We start from the raw sequence: 15,860 nt of genomic DNA, 5'->3' as shown, positions 1-15,860 counted from the left end.
TAAGTCGGTTACACTTAATATGGAATTAAAACTGCACTGTAACTTTAACAATTTCATAATACTGGCTAATCATCTTACTAATAACAACGGTTCATATTTGTTTAACAAGGCGAACCAAATAATAAGAAGATTTAAGCACAATGATATGAGACTGATTTCTTGCGTAGCGCTATTAATGGTTATTCCAGCAATTGGGCTTTTAACCAAAGCGAATAAATTTACTGACAAAAAAAATCCTGATGTGCCAGTACATGAACAGGTTGTAAATGACTCAGTTTCATTTACGTTGATCAATCGTGATGGTGCACCTTCTAACTTTGATCATAAACCTACTGTATGTTCAACTGATTATCGATTGAGCTTTTTTAAACCGAATACCTCAATTGAGGGCGGTTATTTACATATTAGTAAATAAAGTAGCTCGGTTGCTTTAAGGGAATAAATAGAAGATGGTTCCTGAAAGTGCATTGATTCTTCACTAGTAATTAGTTTACTTGTTAGCTGGTCACTGGTGTTGGTCACCTATCCGGTTTTGAGGAGATTGTATTTTAATGGCGATTTTACTTTAAACGCTGTCATGTTGAACTTGTCGAAACACCTAAGGGTATAGCAGGTCTTTCGACTACCACCATTTACATAATAGAAAGGCTCGTCAATGACGATACCCCGAGGCTACTTCAAACGCAAACTACTTACCTTCCCACCAGGTTAATGGAAACTTTATTTCATCAACAGAGCTTGCAATCATATCTGGTTTAAAAGCATAATGTCCTAAGGTATCCTTACTTGATATGCCCGAGAGCACTAAAATGGTTTTATAACCCATCTGTACACCTCCCTGTATATCAGTTTCCATGGTATCGCCAATAACGGTAGTTTCACTGGTTTCTAATCCCAGGAATTTACGTGCTGAACGCATCATCACCGGACTTGGTTTTCCTGTAACAAATGCTTTTCTACCTGTTGCTTCTTCAATCATAGCCGTAGTTGCAGCAATCCCCAGGTTATTCCATCCTGGTTTTTTTGGTGATGGATCTCTGTTGGTGGTGATAAATTTAGCCCCCGCAAGAATCATGTCAACTGCACGCTGAACCATTTCTAGTGTGAAGTTTCTACCTTCTCCCAATACCACAAATTCCGGATCGGTATTAACCAAAGTAATGCCATGATCGTGCAAACTGCTTAATAAGCCACCTTCTCCCAATACATAAGCGGTACCGTTCGGACTTTGATCTGAAAGGAATTTTCCAGTAGCCATCGCACTGGTATACACATGGCTTTCTTCTACTTTTATACCAAGTCCTTTTAGTTTTCGCACAACCTCTAAAGCAGTTCGCTGGCTGTTGTTGGTCATAAATGCGAAAGGAATATCTTCATCAATTAAGTTTTTAATGAATTTATCAGCGCCAAATATTAATTCTTCCCCGCTATAAATCACCCCATCCATATCTATTAATAATCCTTGTTTCATATGTTTTGTAGATTTAATCTGTTTATGTGCAAACTTAATATTTTCTTGTTCAACCAATGTTAAAATAAAGTCTTTTGAATATTCAGTTTTTTGAGCAAGATTACCAAGCGTATTTAAATAGTATTCTTTCTTGTGCATTTATTTAATAAAAAATAATGCCTGGGTTGTAGCGTATCCTCAATTTGTACCGTATTCATGAAAAATCAAATTATGAGGAACGCCTTTAAAGTAACTTTCACCTTTTTAATTGCATTAAGCACTTTGAGCGCTTGCAAAAAGAAAAACGATAATCCAATGGATTTTACCATTGATGCACAAAATTTAACCACTTGTACCGAAGGAAACTGCTTGTATGAGTATGTTAACTATGCAGCAATGGCCGATCAGCAGGCGGCACTTACAACTGGTCAATACCGGATTTTTCTGGCTACGAAAGGTAATAACTTCAGCACCACGCGGGTATATATTCAAGCACCTATGCAGGATGATAAATTTTTATTAACTGATGCTGATATCCTGGCCGGAAAAGTAAAACATCTGTTTTCTTGTGCTTCATGTGATTATATTAACTTAACTCCAATTGCAGGTACTGTTAAAGGAATTAAAGTAGCTAACATTAATACATCAGCAGAAAAATGGCTGCTTGATGCTCATATTGTTCTAGCTGTCGAGAAATCTAAAAAACCTGTAGATACCCTCCACATTAAACAATATTTTAATTTAGCAGTGAAATAAGATGCGGCGCTTATGTAATAATTTAAATGTACATAGGCGCCATTTTTCGCCAATAGTGGGGTCGGTGTGCATTACTTTCCCAGGTATGAAATTGGTTGGGTATACCTTTTTCCCACAACAAACTGCTAAGATGCTGGTTTCCGCTTAAAAAAGGATCAGTTTCACCTACCGCCAGAATTATTTCCATCTCTCTAACTGCAGATAGTAATTTATCATCGTTAAGATTAGCAATATACTGTGCTGGCATATTAAAATAAACCTTGTCGTCATGAAACCCGTTCAGTAGGTCTCTGAAATCTCCGATATTGTCTGTAAGGTCATATCTTCCACTTATACCGACTGCTTTTTTAAATAACCAGGGGTATTTCATAGCCAGGTTTATGGCATGGTAAGCGCCCATGCTACAGCCAGCAGTTGCTACGTAATTGCCATCATTTTTCTGATAGATAAGCGATAATACTTCTTCGAGAATATATTTTTCATATTGTAAATGCCTGTCTATCCGTACCGATGGAAATACTTCATCGTTATAAAAGCTTTCTCCATCTATACTGTCCACACAGAAAATCTGAAGTTCACCATTTTCTATCTGAGTATTTAAAGAAGCTATAATTCCCCAGTTTTCGTAATCGTAAAACCTGGCCATACGGGTGGGGAAAAAGATAACTGCCCTGCCGGCATGACCGAAAACAAGGAGCTCCATATCCCGTTTAAGATTCTGGCTGAACCATTTATGATATTCCCTGTTCATCGCGTTAATTCTTTATTGGAAAATTAAGGCATCAATGTTATCAGAATATTAATTAAGCGTAATGATTAACCTAATTTCTCTTTAATAGTGTGGGCCCATAAACGATAACCTTCTTCACTAAGGTGCAGTCCGTCATGATCGTAAAGTGCAGGGTTTGGCAGGCCATCTTTGTTGAGCATTTTCTTAAAAACATCAATAAATTTCCAATGGCTATTAAGTTTAATAATTTCGCTTTCGATAAGGTTATTGGTGTATCTAAACTGATCGGCCATTTGCCAACGGGTAAGGCTGGGTTTTAAGGAAATAAAATAACAGGGCAATATGCCAAACCGCTGGTTCACTTTAACCATTAACTGCTGGAAAAAGATAAATATCTCCTCAGGGTTTCTTCCATCACCAAGGTCATTATCGCCTGCATATACCACAAGTGCCTTCGGCCTGTAGTCTATCATAATTCGCTCAAAAAACCATACACATGCTGCTAATGTAGAGCCGCCAAAGCCTAAATTAGTTACTTTTATGTAATCAAAATCATCTTCGAGGCTGTTCCATAACCGAATAGATGAGCTGCCATAAAAAACAACCCCTGGATGCTCCCGATCCAAACGATGCGCCCTTTCCAATTGTTTAACTTCTTCTTCGTACCAGTACATATTGTTAAAGATAAAAAGATCTACCTTTCGAAGAATGGATTGAACATTAAGTTTATGTTATCAGCTGTAGGTTCATTAGTCATTGGTCTTGAATGCATATTGCCCAAGAATAAGAAAATTAAGTTTGGATGATTTACCTTAATGTCCTAAACTTCTTAATGGTTAGTTGATGTTAAGTGTTTTACTATTAAGGGAATAAGAAAATTAAGTTTGTGTGATCAACCTTAATGCCTTAAACTTCTTAATGGTCAATTAATTGGTGTACAGGTTTTACCGTTAAGGGAATAAGAACATCAAGTTTGGATGATCTACCTTAATGTCCTAAACTTCTTAATAGTCAATTAATTGGTGTACAGTTTTTTATCATTAAGGAAATAAGAACATTAAGTTTCAATAATCGCTCTTAACTTAATAGTTAAGAAATTAGAGGTGTATGAGTTAAAGTTGTTTCAGGTCGTCCCATTTTTTTTAAAATACGGTAATGGGAGCGGAGTGCCGAAAGAAAAGTGGTGCTTTCGTGATAAGGCAATCCAAATTCTAATGCAGTTTGTTTTACAATTATGGAGATGCGACCATAGTGGACATGGCATATTTTAGGGAAAAGGTGGTGTTCTATCTGTCGGTTCAATCCTCCAAGAAAAAATGCTGAGATGGGCGATTGAGTTGCGAAATTGGCTGTAGTACGCATTTGGTGTTCGGCCCAGGCTTCTTCCATATTGCCCGCTGCATTGGTTGTAGGAAAAGTTGTTCCTTCCACCACATGAGCCAGTTGAAAAACAAGTCCCATGGTTAATCCTTGTGCCATGTGCAACACGATGAAACCAATTGCAACCTGCCACCATGAGATCGACATCATCAATATCGGTAAACCAATAAAAATAAAATAGTAAAGAAATTTGTAGAAAAAAAGGTTAAAGTATTCAATCTTGGGATGTTTGTTTTGGCAGGCACCTACACTTTTCTGAAAAAACTTTTTATAATCTTTACGAAACACCCAGGAAAGCGAAGCCAGACTATAGAGCGGAAAGGCATACCACTGCTGGAATCGTTGATGGGGTTTTAACTCATCCTCCGCGCAGATCCGTATTAAACCCGGTGCCACTTCAATATCTTCATCATGACCAGGGATATTGGTATAAGTATGGTGCACTACATTGTGCGTAATGTTCCATACATACGGACTAGCCCCAACCATATTAAAAAGAAAACTAAAAAATGAATTGGTGCGTTTAGCACTCGAAAACGAACCATGGATAGCGTCGTGGCAGATATTAAAACCAATAAATGCACAAGTTACGCCAAGTAAAATGGTAAGCCCTAAAAGTATAGCGCCATGCAGGTTTAAAAGGAGTATTGAAAAATAAAGTACCAGAAATATGGTAAGGAAAAGAAAGGCTTTAAACCACATCAATACATTGGCGTTGATACTTCTGTTGTTTTCTTTAAAGTCGTTGTTTACTCTGCGGCGAACTTCCGAGTAAAATGTATTCCCTGTTAAACATGGGAATTTTGCTTTTGATTTCATGATCTTGTGCGATAATCTACCCCATGTACGAGGTCGATGCTCCAAGTTCATTAAGCTTAATGTATAACCTGGCCAATTGGCCAAGCTTAGTTATAAACGTAAACTATTGTGTTTTAGTTTTGGCGAAGATAGTAAATTAACGATGATACACCTGTTAAATTAAAATATTTCGGAGTCTTGCATCCTGAAAACAAAAGGCATGCAAACTTAGCCCAACAATAGTTGTTTGGAAACTAAAATAAATAAATAAAAACAAAGACTACTCGCTGTAGTTCCTCTTAGTAGCAGCATAAATATGGTACCAGATGTAAAGAATCCATATTAATACCACCGTGCTATAAACCAATTCGGGTTCAAATGAATCCCTGGTAATAAACAGCCCAATGGAGGAGATCAGGGCAGTCAGGAAGAAATAATGAATATTTTTCATAACATACTGATTTGGTGAATACTGTATGTAGTAAATATAAAGAAATGCATGCTATAATTCAAGTTTTATTTAAAAATAATTGCCAGAATGTGACTATAGCGATTGTTTTTTACTTTTAAGATACTTTGCTTGTCTTGTTTAATGGTTTTTCACTGATTTATGCCACAATTGTGGCTGTTTTACTGGTATTTATTTGGTAAAACACTTAATTCGGCTTTTGCTGCGACAGTGTATAGCGATTATGGGTAATAGTTGCAAATAAATTAAAACGACACAAAATTGTGGCAATAAGGAATTTGTATTTTTTGTAAGTTTACCTCACACAAACTAACCTGAAACAACAATACACCAATGATTAAATTTTCTTTAAGCTTAATTTCTTTTACGCTAGTTTTTTTTGGATTAAAAAACTTTTTTAATGAACCAGAGATACAACGCATATCGCCTCCCGAATTAACAATCACCAATTTTGCCGGACCTGATATTACACCTAGCCCAGCCTGTTTAGCTGTAGCGCCAACAGGAGAAGTATATGTTGGTGTTGATATGATGGGCTCTTTAGGTAAAGATCCTGGTAAAGGGCATATCCTTAAATTGATAGATAAGGATAACGATGGTAAAATGGATGAACATGTAGATTTTGCCGAAGTGGATAATCCCAGAGGTATTATTGTTCAAGGCAGTAAGGTATACGTATTGCATACCACTTTTTCGAAAGAAACAAAACAGGCAACAGGTATGAATTTGGTTGTTTTCGAGGATAAAGATGGTGACGGAAAAGCCGATGGACCTGAAAAACCACTTATTGAGCATATCAGTAATGCCAAATATATTCGTGAACGTGGCACCGACCATGCCACCAATGGCATAAGAATGGGGATTGATGGATGGATTTATATTTCTGTAGGCGATTTTGGATTCCACGACGCGGTAGACCGTTCAGGTAAAAAACTAACCATGTTAGGTGGCGGAATTATACGCGTTCGTCCTGATGGAACTGAAATGGAAGTCTATACACACGGTACACGTAATGTTTATGATGTTGCGATTGATCCTTACATGAACGTTTTTACCAGGGAAAATACCAATGATGGAGGAGGATGGAATGTTCGTTTCTCTCACCACATACAATCTGGTGAATATGGTTACCCGGTTTTATTTCAGAATTTTACCGACGAAATTATTCCTGCATTGGCAGATTTAGGTGGTGGATCGGGCACGGGTGCCTTATTTATGGATGAACCAAACTGGCCTGAACAATATAACCATGTGCCAATGATGGCCGATTGGGGCAGAAGCATGCTTTATATTCACAGAGTAACTGCTGATGGGCCAACCTTTACACAGAAAGATGAAGAGTTTATTAAGCTACCTCAAATTACCGACCTTGATGTAGACGGTTCAGGAAGACTATATTTATCGGCCTGGGATGGTGCAGGTTATTCTGGCAGCCCGAATAAAGGCTACGTTGTTCGGGCAGTACCCAATAACTGGACATACAAAGCTTTTCCTGATGTTAAAAAGGCTTCAATTAAAAAATTAACAGAGTTAATTAAATCGAATAGTGCAGTAGCCCGTTTAACTGCTTCGCAGGAATTGGTTTTGCGCAATAATAAACAAGCTATCGCAACGGCTTTAAATGTTGCTTCCGATCAAAGTTTAGCGCTTGATGTGCGTATAGCCGGTATGTATACCTACGCACAGCTCACCAAAGAAAGTAGTATCACAACTTTAGTTGAATTTACCAAAGACAAAACACTTAAGGAATTTGCTTTAAAAGCACTTGCTGATCGCAAAGCTTATATAGACAAAGTACCTATTGAACCATTTTTAGAAGGTTTAAAAGATTCTTCTCTTCGCGTTCAGGCCGCTTCAATTATTGGTTTAAACCGTTTGGGCAGGGCAGAGGTTGCCAATGTGCTTTTACAAACCAAGGTTCCTGCTTCATTTACAGCACCTGCAAAAGGCACTGAAGGACCTCATGCAACACCAAACGCAGCCATTATTTTACCTCACTTAGCTGTTCGGGCATTGGTTGATCTTGAGGCAGTAGATGCGTTGCTTGCTGCAGTTAAAACCGAAAATGCTACGCTTGCACTTTGGGCATTACGTTACATGCATACTGAAAAAGCGGTTAACGGACTAATTGAAAACTACAAACAATCGACAGATGAAAAATTAAAACAGCAGATTCTGGTTACCTTAGGCCGTTTGTATAAAAAAGAAATTGCCTATGATGCTACCTGGTGGTGGGGTACACGTCCTGACTCTCACGGGCCATACTTTAAAGCCGTTTCATGGGAAGGTTCTCCTATTATTGAGAAATTCCTGAAAGAAGAGGCTACAAAAGCCGGAGCACAAGGAAAACAATTTTATGTTGATTTAAATGCACGACAAAGGATGGATATCCCTGAATTTGCCGAAGAAGAAAAAGTAGCGACAACCGAAGAACCAAAAATTGATCTGGATAAAATCAAAAACAAAAAAGGTCAGGTAGGTAAATCATCTATAGAAGATGTATTATTAGCTATCAATAAATTACAGGGCGACCCGTTAAAAGGAAAAAATATTTTCAATAGTCAAGGCTGTATTGCCTGCCATAGCTTGAGCAAAAGCGAGAAAATGAAAGGTCCTTTTATGGGACAGATTGGCTCTATTATGAACCGTGAACAGATTGCAGAATCGATATTAAAACCTAATGCTTCGATTTCTCAGGGATTTGCTTCAGTAATGATTACTGCCAAAGGCGACCGTACGTATATGGGTTTTATTACGGAAGAAACCGCTGCTAAAGTGGTGCTTCGTAACATTGCAGGAGAAGTTTTCACCATTAAAGCAGGCGATATCCTGTCGAGAAAAGAAATGGAAACTTCGATGATGCCGGAAGGTTTGGCTAATTCATTATCATACGAAGAACTGGCTTCTTTAGTTACCTTTTTATCAGAACAGAAAAAATAATATAGTAAGTAATAGCATTTCCGGTAGTATATCGATCGGAAATGCTATTTTAATTTCCTGCTAATAACAATTCCTGCGGATAATAATAATTTCTCCGTGAACCAACTGAAAGATATAACTGGAAATACTCACCGACTTAAAAATCGCAATGCGGTATACCAGGCCAGATTTTTTATCAAAAGTGATCTCCTCACCGATATAAATCTTATCTAATTCTTTTACAGTCGTTTCTACAGTTATCAACATGTATTGGTAACATTGCCAAATCGGTCTGGTTTTGAGAAACTGGTTTATTCTTATTCCTTAAAGGAGTATTTTTAACTCACTGGTCATTGGTTCAATGGTTCATTGTAGAAGGGTAGTCATCTCAATCCGATAGCACAGCTGAAGGAGCCGCTCGAAATAATGGTAACTTGAGGTTATTTTTACGATTAAATTAATTTCTGTCACTCACATTTATTGTTCAAATAGATTAATTTGTTCCAAATTATCTACTAACCCTTCGCTCCATTACCATAGACAGAATCCATTAGTACGGTCGTCATTCATTGCTGCGTAGGACTATCGTGTGGATAGATCTCTTTTAGTTTACATTTGTTTTTAGCATCGTTGCCTAGGTCGATCGTCATGCTGATCCGATAGCTATCGGATTTATTTCAGCATCTTTCCTGCTAATAGCAAGCTTTGATGTCTTAAAGACTATAATTGGAAATAAATGTTAATTTTTTTCCGCTCTATGCCGCGGGGCATGGTACTTTGGAGCGCCAAAGTACCCAAAGCGCTTTGTCAATCCAGCAATGAGCCTTTTGCGCAATCCCACGCACATCAAAAAAACAGCGACACTTCGTTTTGTGTTCAAATTTTTTTTAAAAAAATTAAATTATCGGCTATGAACACAAAACCACTGCGCTTCAGGTTTGTTAGTGCCATTTTTACTGTCTTACACCTGTTTTTTTGATTTCCCTTGCTCTTGGGATTGACAGCGTCCTTGGTTAAAATCCTTGCTTTATTAAAGTTGGTTAGCAAAATGCCTAAAAATACTAAAAAAAGATGTGTCCACACGATAGGCGTAGTCCGTAGTCGGGAATCTTAAAGGGCTTGCATTACGATTATTCATAAGTTTACCTTGTTTCAAAGGCATTCATGAGCACTCCGTGGTTCCCCAATCAACCCGATAGCTATCGGGTTGGGAATGACAATCTCGCGCAACCTAATATTTTGCTAAAAAGACCTGTCTTTTATATTGATTTTATGAAATAATTATCTCTCAGGGTGACAAACCGAAGAAGGTTCGATCTTCTCTCAACTCCAAGCTAATCGACTTCCGACTTTGGACTGCTGACTCCGGACTTTTTTTTGTTATTTCCCCTCCATTATTTTCATAAAATTTCGTTAGTAGTTCCAGTTTAAAAAAACAAAACCTACATTTAGCGATTAAATCTATATACCTAGTAGATGAGCAGATCTGCGAGGTGTAACCATTAGTTATGGAAGACCATTTTTTTGAACAAATTAGCAACAAGCCTCTTGAACAACCAAATATTCCACCCAATGAAGTGATATCTCTTTGGGCAGAAAAGTTAATTCAAGTACTTTTTCCAGAAAATTCCCCAAGAGTATTTTCATCGATTACAGAAGTAAAAGAATATATTGCTGTTTTGGAGCTTGAGCTTTATGATATCATATCAGTGAGTTGTAAGCTTAAAAATAGCGAATGTAAAAATGCAGCGGGTCTGTTTTTTGAAAAGTTACCAGACTTGTACCGGATCTTAAATACCGATATTGTTGCCATTTACGAAGGCGACCCCGCCGCACAGAGCAGGTTTGAAGTCATCAGGACTTATCCCGGTTTTTATGCCATCTGTTTCTACAGAATTGCCCACATGCTTTATAATTTCGGTATACCGCTGGTTCCGAGAATTCTTACTGAATATGCCCATTCTAAAACAGGTATCGACATCCATCCTGCGGCTAGTATTGGCGAGTACTTCCATATCGACCATGGAACCGGAATTGTTATTGGCGAAACCAGCACAATAGGCCGTTATGTGAAAATTTATCAAGGGGTAACACTTGGTGCTTTAAGCGTTAAAAAAATATTAGCTGGTAGCAAGCGCCACCCAACGGTGGAAGATAGGGTGGTAATCTATTCGGGGGCAACCATACTGGGCGGTGAAACCGTTATCGGGCATGATAGTATTATCGGGGGGAACGTATGGCTTACCGAAAGTATCCCTGCTTTTTCTACCGCTTATCATTCGCCAATAATTACCATTAGAAACCATAAAGAAACCAATTAAAATATCAAAATATGGCAGGAATAATCGATCTGATTGGAAATACGCCAATGGCTGAACTTCAAAAGCTGAATATTAACCCGGCTGTACGGGTATTTGCCAAATTAGAAGGAAATAATCCGGGCGGTAGTGTCAAAGACAGGGCGTCGCTCAATATGATCAGAAGCGCAATAGAACGTGGTGATGTAGCACCCGGGACTAAACTGGTGGAGGCCACAAGTGGCAATACCGGCATTGCGCTGGCCATGATTGCAAGTTTATATAACTTAGACATTGAATTGGTTATGCCGGCAAATTCTACACGCGAACGTAAGGTAACTATGGAAGCCTTTGGCGCAAAAGTGACGTTGTTGGAAAGTATAGAAGTATGCAGGGATTATGCGGAAGAAAAAGGCGTTTCAAAAGGATATTTTTTGTTAAATCAATTTGCAAATCCAGATAATTACCTGGCACATTATAAAACAACCGGACCAGAAATATGGAGGGATACGGAAGGGCAGATTACGCATTTTGTAAGCTCTATGGGAACAACGGGGACCATTATGGGCTGTTCGAGGTTTTTTAAGGAAAAAAATAATGATATTCAGATTGTAGGCTGTCAACCTACTGAAGGTTCTTCTATTCCAGGGATTAGAAGATGGCCAAAAGAATACCTTCCAAAAATATTTGAACCAGAACGTGTTGACCGTGTGATGGACATTGCACAGGAAGAAGCTACAATGATGTCGAGGAGGATGGCTAAAGAAGAAGGTTTATTTGCGGGCATGAGTTCGGGCGGTGCCTGTGCAGCAGCTTTGAAACTTGCTGGCGAGCTAGATCAGGGAACCATCGTTTTTATTGCCTGCGATCGGGGAGACCGCTACCTGAGCAGCGATCTTTTTGGTTGAGGATAAATCATTAATGTTGCCGGGCTTCTCGAAGGGTTTTTCTATGTAATCTTAATGGTTTGGCATTCGCTTCAAATTTGTATTTTACACCAAGCCTAATCACTAGTTTTGCTTTTCCCATTGTTATTTTTACCTCAACAGTTGTAGTCTTAATTTCACGGAGTTTAATTCCGTTTTTTTTGCTAAATAAAAAAACGGAATAACCCTAAGGCATATTCCGTTTTCCGTTTAAAAAGTCTGATAAATGTTTTTCTTCAGACATCCATATTATTTAATCTTCTAATAATTTTGTAGCAGCCTCGTCGGTAAACCAGGTTAACTTTCCATCAATCGGATCGATTAATTGCGAAGGATATAAATCAACATTTTTTTCCGTATCGACAATAACATGTTTCAGTGCTTCGGCTTTATTCTCTCCAAATACCAGGAAAGCAACATTATCTGCTTTATTAATTAATGGTGCGGTAAAACTAATGCGATATGTATCTAGTTTTTCTACGTATACAGCTGCTACGTTTACTTCCTCATCTTTAACCAAAGTAGTATGTGGAAAAATCGAAGCGGTGTGTGCATCATCCCCCATACCCAAAAGGATTAAATCGAAAACAATGTCTTCACCATTAAAATGTTTGTCAATTGCTTTTTTATATTCGATAGCTGCTTTTTCTGGCGCCAAAGTGGTATCTACGTAAAAGATATGGTCTTCTTTAATGCCTAGCGGATCTAAAATGGTTTTCCTGGCCATTAATCCGTTATAATTGTCATCGTTGGCAGGAACATTACGCTCATCGCCAAAAAAGAAGTAAACTTTTTCCCAGTCAATTCTGTGCTGCCCTTCAGTTGCAAGAAAATGGTAAAGCGCTTTAGGAGAACTACCGCCCGTAAGCACGAAATTGAAACGGTCATTTTCTTCGATAGACATTTCTGCAATCTTGATTACATAATCTGCCAGATCCTGGTTTAATTCTTCTAATGTTTTGTATATAAGTAGATTCATTCTGTAAATAATAAACTCGTCATGCTGAATTTATTTCAGGATCTATCTTGATAAGACCCTGAAATAAATTTACTGCGTAGCTTTCCGCTGCGCTACAGGTCAGGGTGACGACTGGATAAAAATTATTCCTTATTCTTCAATGGTAAATTAAACCAGTGGAAACCATCTCTTGCAATAAGTGCTTCGGCTTCTTCTGGTCCCCAGCTATCGGCAGGATAGTTAGGAAAGTTGATTGATTTTTTGCTTTCCCATGTATTTAAAATTGGCATCACCAGTTCCCATGCAGCTTCTACCTGATCGCCGCGCATAAACAAGGTTTGATCCCCCATCATGGCATCCAATAATAAGGTTTCGTAAGCTTCTGGCGTATCCCCCTCATAAGTTCCTTTATAATCAAATACCATATCAACAGGGTTTAGTACCATGTCTAGTCCAGGTCTTTTGGCTTGTACCTGCATGCGGATACTCATTTCTGGCTGTATGCTAATGACCAATCTGTTTTGTTGCCAATTTTCGGTTACCTCTGATGAGAAAATCTGATGTGGCACATCTCTAAACTGAATGGTAATTAATGATGAAGTTTGGTTTAAGCGCTTGCCTGTTCTTAAATAGAAAGGAATACCTTGCCATCTCCAGTTATCAATATGGAATTTAACGGCCGCAAAAGTTTCGGTATTTGAGTGGGTATCAACACCTTTTTCCTGGCGGTATCCCGGAACTTCCTTACCTTCAACCCAGCCTTTGCTGTATTGGCCACGAACCGTATGAAAGCGGATATCTTCTGCAGAAAAAGGACGCATTGCCCTTAAAACCTCAACCTTACGATTTCTGATTTCATCGGCATCAAAATTAATAGGTGCTTCCATTCCAACTAAACAAAGTAATTGCAACAGGTGATTCTGGATCATATCTCTCAAAGCACCAGAGCCTTCATAATAACCACCCCGATCGCCCACTCCTAACTGTTCGGTTACCGAAATCTGAACGTGATCGATATAAGACCTGTTCCACAACGGCTCGAACAATGCATTAGCAAAACGGAATGCCATCATGTTTTGTACGGTTTCTTTACCGAGATAATGATCAATACGGTAAATCTGCTTTTCGGTAAAAATAGTACTCAATAATGCATTAAGCTCTTTTGCCGATTCTAAATCATGGCCAAAAGGTTTTTCGATAACAATACGGCTATTGTCTTCATCTTGCGTAAGTTTATATTTCTGCAGACATTCAGCAATAATCGGGAAGAAATTAGGCGCAACTGCGAGGTAGAAAATTATCTGTGTACCTGCACCAAATTCTTTTTGATATTTTTCTACAGCCGCTTTTAGGTTTTCGAAGGTTTTTGGCTGTGCAAAATCAGTAGGGCAGTAGTGGATTGTATTTCCAAAATTCTCCCATTTATCTTTTTTAACTTTTCCGCTTCGCGAAAACTCGTTCACAGCTTCTTCTAATGCAGTTTTGTAACTATCATCAGTAAATTCAGTCCTCCCAGTACCAATAATAGCAAACTTATCAGGCATGTAACCCTCCATAAATAAATTATATAGGGCAGGTGCTAATTTTCTTTTATTTAAATCACCTGTTCCACCAAATATTACAAAAATGGTAGGGTTTAATGCGGTTTTGGTTTTCATTGTATGTTCTTGTTCGTGAGTCTAATTAGTTTATGATAATTTATTCCAGTCGGCATGAAAAACACCATCTTTATCAATACGCTCAAAAGTGTGTGCGCCAAAGAAATCTCTTTGTGCCTGGATTAAATTTGAAGGCATGCGGCCTGTAGTAATAGTATCGAAATAGGTTAGGGTAGATGCAAATGCAGGAATACCTAAACCAGAATTGATACATGCACTGATTGTTTTGCGCGTACCTGCTAAAGTGCCTTTAATGATGTTCTGAATACCCGCATCACCGAATAAATGTTCAAGAGAATTGTCTTTATCATAAGCCTGATAAATATCTTCTAAAAATTTAGCCCTGATGATACAGCCTCCACGCCAGATTTTGGCAATTTCCTGTAACTGTAGGTCGTATTGATATTCTTTTGATGCCTGAACCAGTAAATGCATCCCTTGTGCATAAGCACTGATCATAGAGAAGTAAAATGCATCTTCCAGTTCTTCAACTGTTACTTCAATTTTAGTATCATTTTTACCAAAAGCTTCCTCTAGAGAAACCCTTAGTTTTTTAAATTTAGATAAATCGCGGTTAGAAACAGCTTCGTTAATAGTAGGGATTGGCAATTGAAGTTCCATTGAAACCTCTGATGTCCATTTTCCAGTACCTTTTGAACGGGCTTCATCTTTAATCTGATCTAAAAGATCATTTTGTGTTTCGGTATCTTTAAATAAGAAAATTTCAGCAGTAATTTCCAATAAAAATGATTGCAGCCTGCCTTCGTTCCATTTTTTGAATACTTTATAAATTTCTTCATTTGAGTAACCTAAGCCATTTTTAAGGATGCCATATACCTCGGCAATAAGTTCCATAATGGCATATTCTATACCATTATGTACCATTTTAACAAAGTGGCCGGAAGCACCCGGACCTATGTAGGTTACACAAGGATCGGTACCCACTTTTGCAGCTACCGCGTCAAAAACGTCTTTTACAACATTATATGCTTGTTTATCACCTCCCGGCATCATACTCGGACCAAACCGCGCACCTTCTTCACCACCAGAAATACCCATTCCGAAGAAATGTAAGCCATCTTTCTCTAACTCGTCAACACGGCGGTTGGTATCGGTAAAATGTGAATTTCCACTATCGATGATGATATCACCTTGGCTTAAAAGTGGTTTTAGTTCTGCAATAACGCTATCTACAATTGGTCCGGCTGGTACTAATAAAATTAATGTACGTGGTGTTTGTAAGCTCGAAATAAAACTTTCAATATCATTAAATCCTTCTAAGTTATGTGCTTTGCCTTCTTCTTCAAGCTTCGAGATCATCTTTTGGTCTTTATCGTAACCTGTTACAGAGAAGCCCTTATCAGCCATGTTTAATAATAAGTTCCGGCCCATAGTACCTAAACCAATCATTCCCAATTTATATTTTTCAGAATCGTTATTTGCCATTTTTTGTTTTTTAGAATGCACCCAAAATTAGGGTTTACAAATTAATATTGCAGCTATTGTTGTTAAAAGATTG

At 38.1% G+C, this 15,860-nt stretch carries 14 protein-coding genes; 5 read left to right on the top strand and 9 right to left on the bottom strand.

Annotation, left to right across the window (positions count from 1 at the left end; genetic code table 11):
- Positions 1-145: 145 nt before the first annotated feature.
- A complete protein-coding gene (locus BCL90_RS15600) occupies positions 146-415 on the top strand; it encodes a hypothetical protein (protein ID WP_134380670.1) in 270 nt (89 codons plus the stop codon).
- A 273-nt stretch (positions 416-688) separates the two neighbouring features.
- Here BCL90_RS15600 and BCL90_RS15595 read toward each other — a convergent pair whose 3' ends face one another.
- Entirely contained in the window at positions 689-1,609 is a 921-nt protein-coding gene (locus tag BCL90_RS15595) for an HAD-IIA family hydrolase (protein ID WP_244095091.1), read from the bottom strand.
- Positions 1,610-1,666: 57 nt separating this feature from the next.
- Between BCL90_RS15595 and BCL90_RS15590 the strand changes: the two genes are divergently transcribed.
- Positions 1,667-2,206, top strand: a complete 540-nt coding sequence (locus tag BCL90_RS15590) for a hypothetical protein (RefSeq protein ID WP_121284926.1) — start codon at positions 1,667-1,669, stop codon at positions 2,204-2,206.
- Between the two features lie 22 nt (positions 2,207-2,228).
- On the opposite strand, the gene BCL90_RS15585 is transcribed toward BCL90_RS15590, so the two are convergent.
- The 4 genes from BCL90_RS15585 to BCL90_RS25755 all read right to left on the bottom strand — a co-directional run bounded on the left by BCL90_RS15585 (position 2,229) and on the right by BCL90_RS25755 (position 5,565).
- Complete coding sequence (locus BCL90_RS15585; RefSeq protein ID WP_121284925.1) at positions 2,229-2,957, bottom strand: esterase family protein; 729 nt, start codon at positions 2,955-2,957, stop codon at positions 2,229-2,231.
- A 65-nt stretch (positions 2,958-3,022) separates the two neighbouring features.
- Entirely contained in the window at positions 3,023-3,610 is a 588-nt protein-coding gene (locus tag BCL90_RS15580; protein ID WP_121284924.1) for a GDSL-type esterase/lipase family protein, read from the bottom strand.
- Positions 3,611-4,025: 415 nt separating this feature from the next.
- Positions 4,026-5,135, bottom strand: a complete 1,110-nt coding sequence (locus BCL90_RS15575; RefSeq protein ID WP_121284923.1) for a fatty acid desaturase family protein — start codon at positions 5,133-5,135, stop codon at positions 4,026-4,028.
- Between the two features lie 259 nt (positions 5,136-5,394).
- Positions 5,395-5,565 carry a hypothetical protein gene (locus BCL90_RS25755; protein ID WP_166792217.1) on the bottom strand — a complete coding sequence of 57 codons (171 nt, stop codon included), beginning with the start codon at positions 5,563-5,565 and terminating at the stop codon, positions 5,395-5,397.
- A gap of 351 nt (positions 5,566-5,916) precedes the next feature.
- Here BCL90_RS25755 and BCL90_RS15570 point away from each other — a divergent pair, with 351 nt between their 5' ends.
- Complete coding sequence (locus BCL90_RS15570; protein ID WP_121284922.1) at positions 5,917-8,523, top strand: DUF7133 domain-containing protein; 2,607 nt, start codon at positions 5,917-5,919, stop codon at positions 8,521-8,523.
- Between the two features lie 60 nt (positions 8,524-8,583).
- Here the strand turns inward: BCL90_RS15570 and BCL90_RS15565 are convergent, their stop codons facing one another.
- Complete coding sequence (locus BCL90_RS15565; protein WP_121284921.1) at positions 8,584-8,769, bottom strand: hypothetical protein; 186 nt, start codon at positions 8,767-8,769, stop codon at positions 8,584-8,586.
- A gap of 1,241 nt (positions 8,770-10,010) precedes the next feature.
- Between BCL90_RS15565 and BCL90_RS15555 the strand changes: the two genes are divergently transcribed.
- Both BCL90_RS15555 and cysM read left to right on the top strand, forming a co-directional pair.
- Positions 10,011-10,823, top strand: a complete 813-nt coding sequence (locus tag BCL90_RS15555; protein ID WP_121284919.1) for a serine O-acetyltransferase — start codon at positions 10,011-10,013, stop codon at positions 10,821-10,823.
- Positions 10,824-10,834: 11 nt separating this feature from the next.
- The gene (cysM, locus tag BCL90_RS15550) at positions 10,835-11,707 is read left to right on the top strand and encodes a cysteine synthase CysM (protein WP_121284918.1); all 873 of its coding nucleotides are present in this window, start codon (positions 10,835-10,837) and stop codon (positions 11,705-11,707) included.
- 271 nt (positions 11,708-11,978) lie between these two features.
- On the opposite strand, the gene pgl is transcribed toward cysM, so the two are convergent.
- The 3 genes from pgl to gndA form a co-directional block, all read right to left on the bottom strand.
- Positions 11,979-12,704 carry a 6-phosphogluconolactonase gene (pgl, locus tag BCL90_RS15545; protein WP_121284917.1) on the bottom strand — a complete coding sequence of 242 codons (726 nt, stop codon included), beginning with the start codon at positions 12,702-12,704 and terminating at the stop codon, positions 11,979-11,981.
- A 122-nt stretch (positions 12,705-12,826) separates the two neighbouring features.
- Positions 12,827-14,341 (bottom strand): glucose-6-phosphate dehydrogenase, encoded by a 1,515-nt coding sequence (zwf, locus tag BCL90_RS15540; protein WP_121284916.1) that lies wholly within the window; start codon positions 14,339-14,341, stop codon positions 12,827-12,829.
- 30 nt (positions 14,342-14,371) lie between these two features.
- Positions 14,372-15,787 carry an NADP-dependent phosphogluconate dehydrogenase gene (gndA, locus tag BCL90_RS15535; RefSeq protein ID WP_121284915.1) on the bottom strand — a complete coding sequence of 472 codons (1,416 nt, stop codon included), beginning with the start codon at positions 15,785-15,787 and terminating at the stop codon, positions 14,372-14,374.
- Positions 15,788-15,860: the final 73 nt, after the last annotated feature.

This window comes from Pedobacter alluvionis (assembly GCF_003664035.1).
In the GTDB taxonomy this organism is placed as follows: domain Bacteria; phylum Bacteroidota; class Bacteroidia; order Sphingobacteriales; family Sphingobacteriaceae; genus Pedobacter; species Pedobacter alluvionis.
Note: the sequence above shows the minus strand (reverse complement) of the source record. Positions and strands in the feature narration are given on the sequence as shown.

Bases quoted from the DNA above. Each gene is read 5' to 3' on its own strand.
- cysM (WP_121284918.1), top strand. From the start codon at position 10,835: ATGGCAGGAATAATCGATCTGATTGGAAATACGCCAATGGCTGAACTT.
- BCL90_RS15570 (WP_121284922.1), top strand. From the start codon at position 5,917: ATGATTAAATTTTCTTTAAGCTTAATTTCTTTTACGCTAGTTTTTTTT.
- BCL90_RS15575 (WP_121284923.1), bottom strand. From the start codon at position 5,135: ATGAAATCAAAAGCAAAATTCCCATGTTTAACAGGGAATACATTTTAC.
- BCL90_RS15555 (WP_121284919.1), top strand. From the start codon at position 10,011: ATGGAAGACCATTTTTTTGAACAAATTAGCAACAAGCCTCTTGAACAA.
- pgl (WP_121284917.1), bottom strand. From the start codon at position 12,704: ATGAATCTACTTATATACAAAACATTAGAAGAATTAAACCAGGATCTG.
- gndA (WP_121284915.1), bottom strand. From the start codon at position 15,787: ATGGCAAATAACGATTCTGAAAAATATAAATTGGGAATGATTGGTTTA.
- BCL90_RS15600 (WP_134380670.1), top strand. From the start codon at position 146: ATGAGACTGATTTCTTGCGTAGCGCTATTAATGGTTATTCCAGCAATT.
- BCL90_RS15580 (WP_121284924.1), bottom strand. From the start codon at position 3,610: ATGTACTGGTACGAAGAAGAAGTTAAACAATTGGAAAGGGCGCATCGT.
- BCL90_RS15590 (WP_121284926.1), top strand. From the start codon at position 1,667: ATGAAAAATCAAATTATGAGGAACGCCTTTAAAGTAACTTTCACCTTT.
- BCL90_RS25755 (WP_166792217.1), bottom strand. From the start codon at position 5,565: ATGAAAAATATTCATTATTTCTTCCTGACTGCCCTGATCTCCTCCATT.
- BCL90_RS15595 (WP_244095091.1), bottom strand. From the start codon at position 1,609: ATGCACAAGAAAGAATACTATTTAAATACGCTTGGTAATCTTGCTCAA.
- BCL90_RS15565 (WP_121284921.1), bottom strand. From the start codon at position 8,769: ATGTTGATAACTGTAGAAACGACTGTAAAAGAATTAGATAAGATTTAT.
- BCL90_RS15585 (WP_121284925.1), bottom strand. From the start codon at position 2,957: ATGAACAGGGAATATCATAAATGGTTCAGCCAGAATCTTAAACGGGAT.
- zwf (WP_121284916.1), bottom strand. From the start codon at position 14,341: ATGAAAACCAAAACCGCATTAAACCCTACCATTTTTGTAATATTTGGT.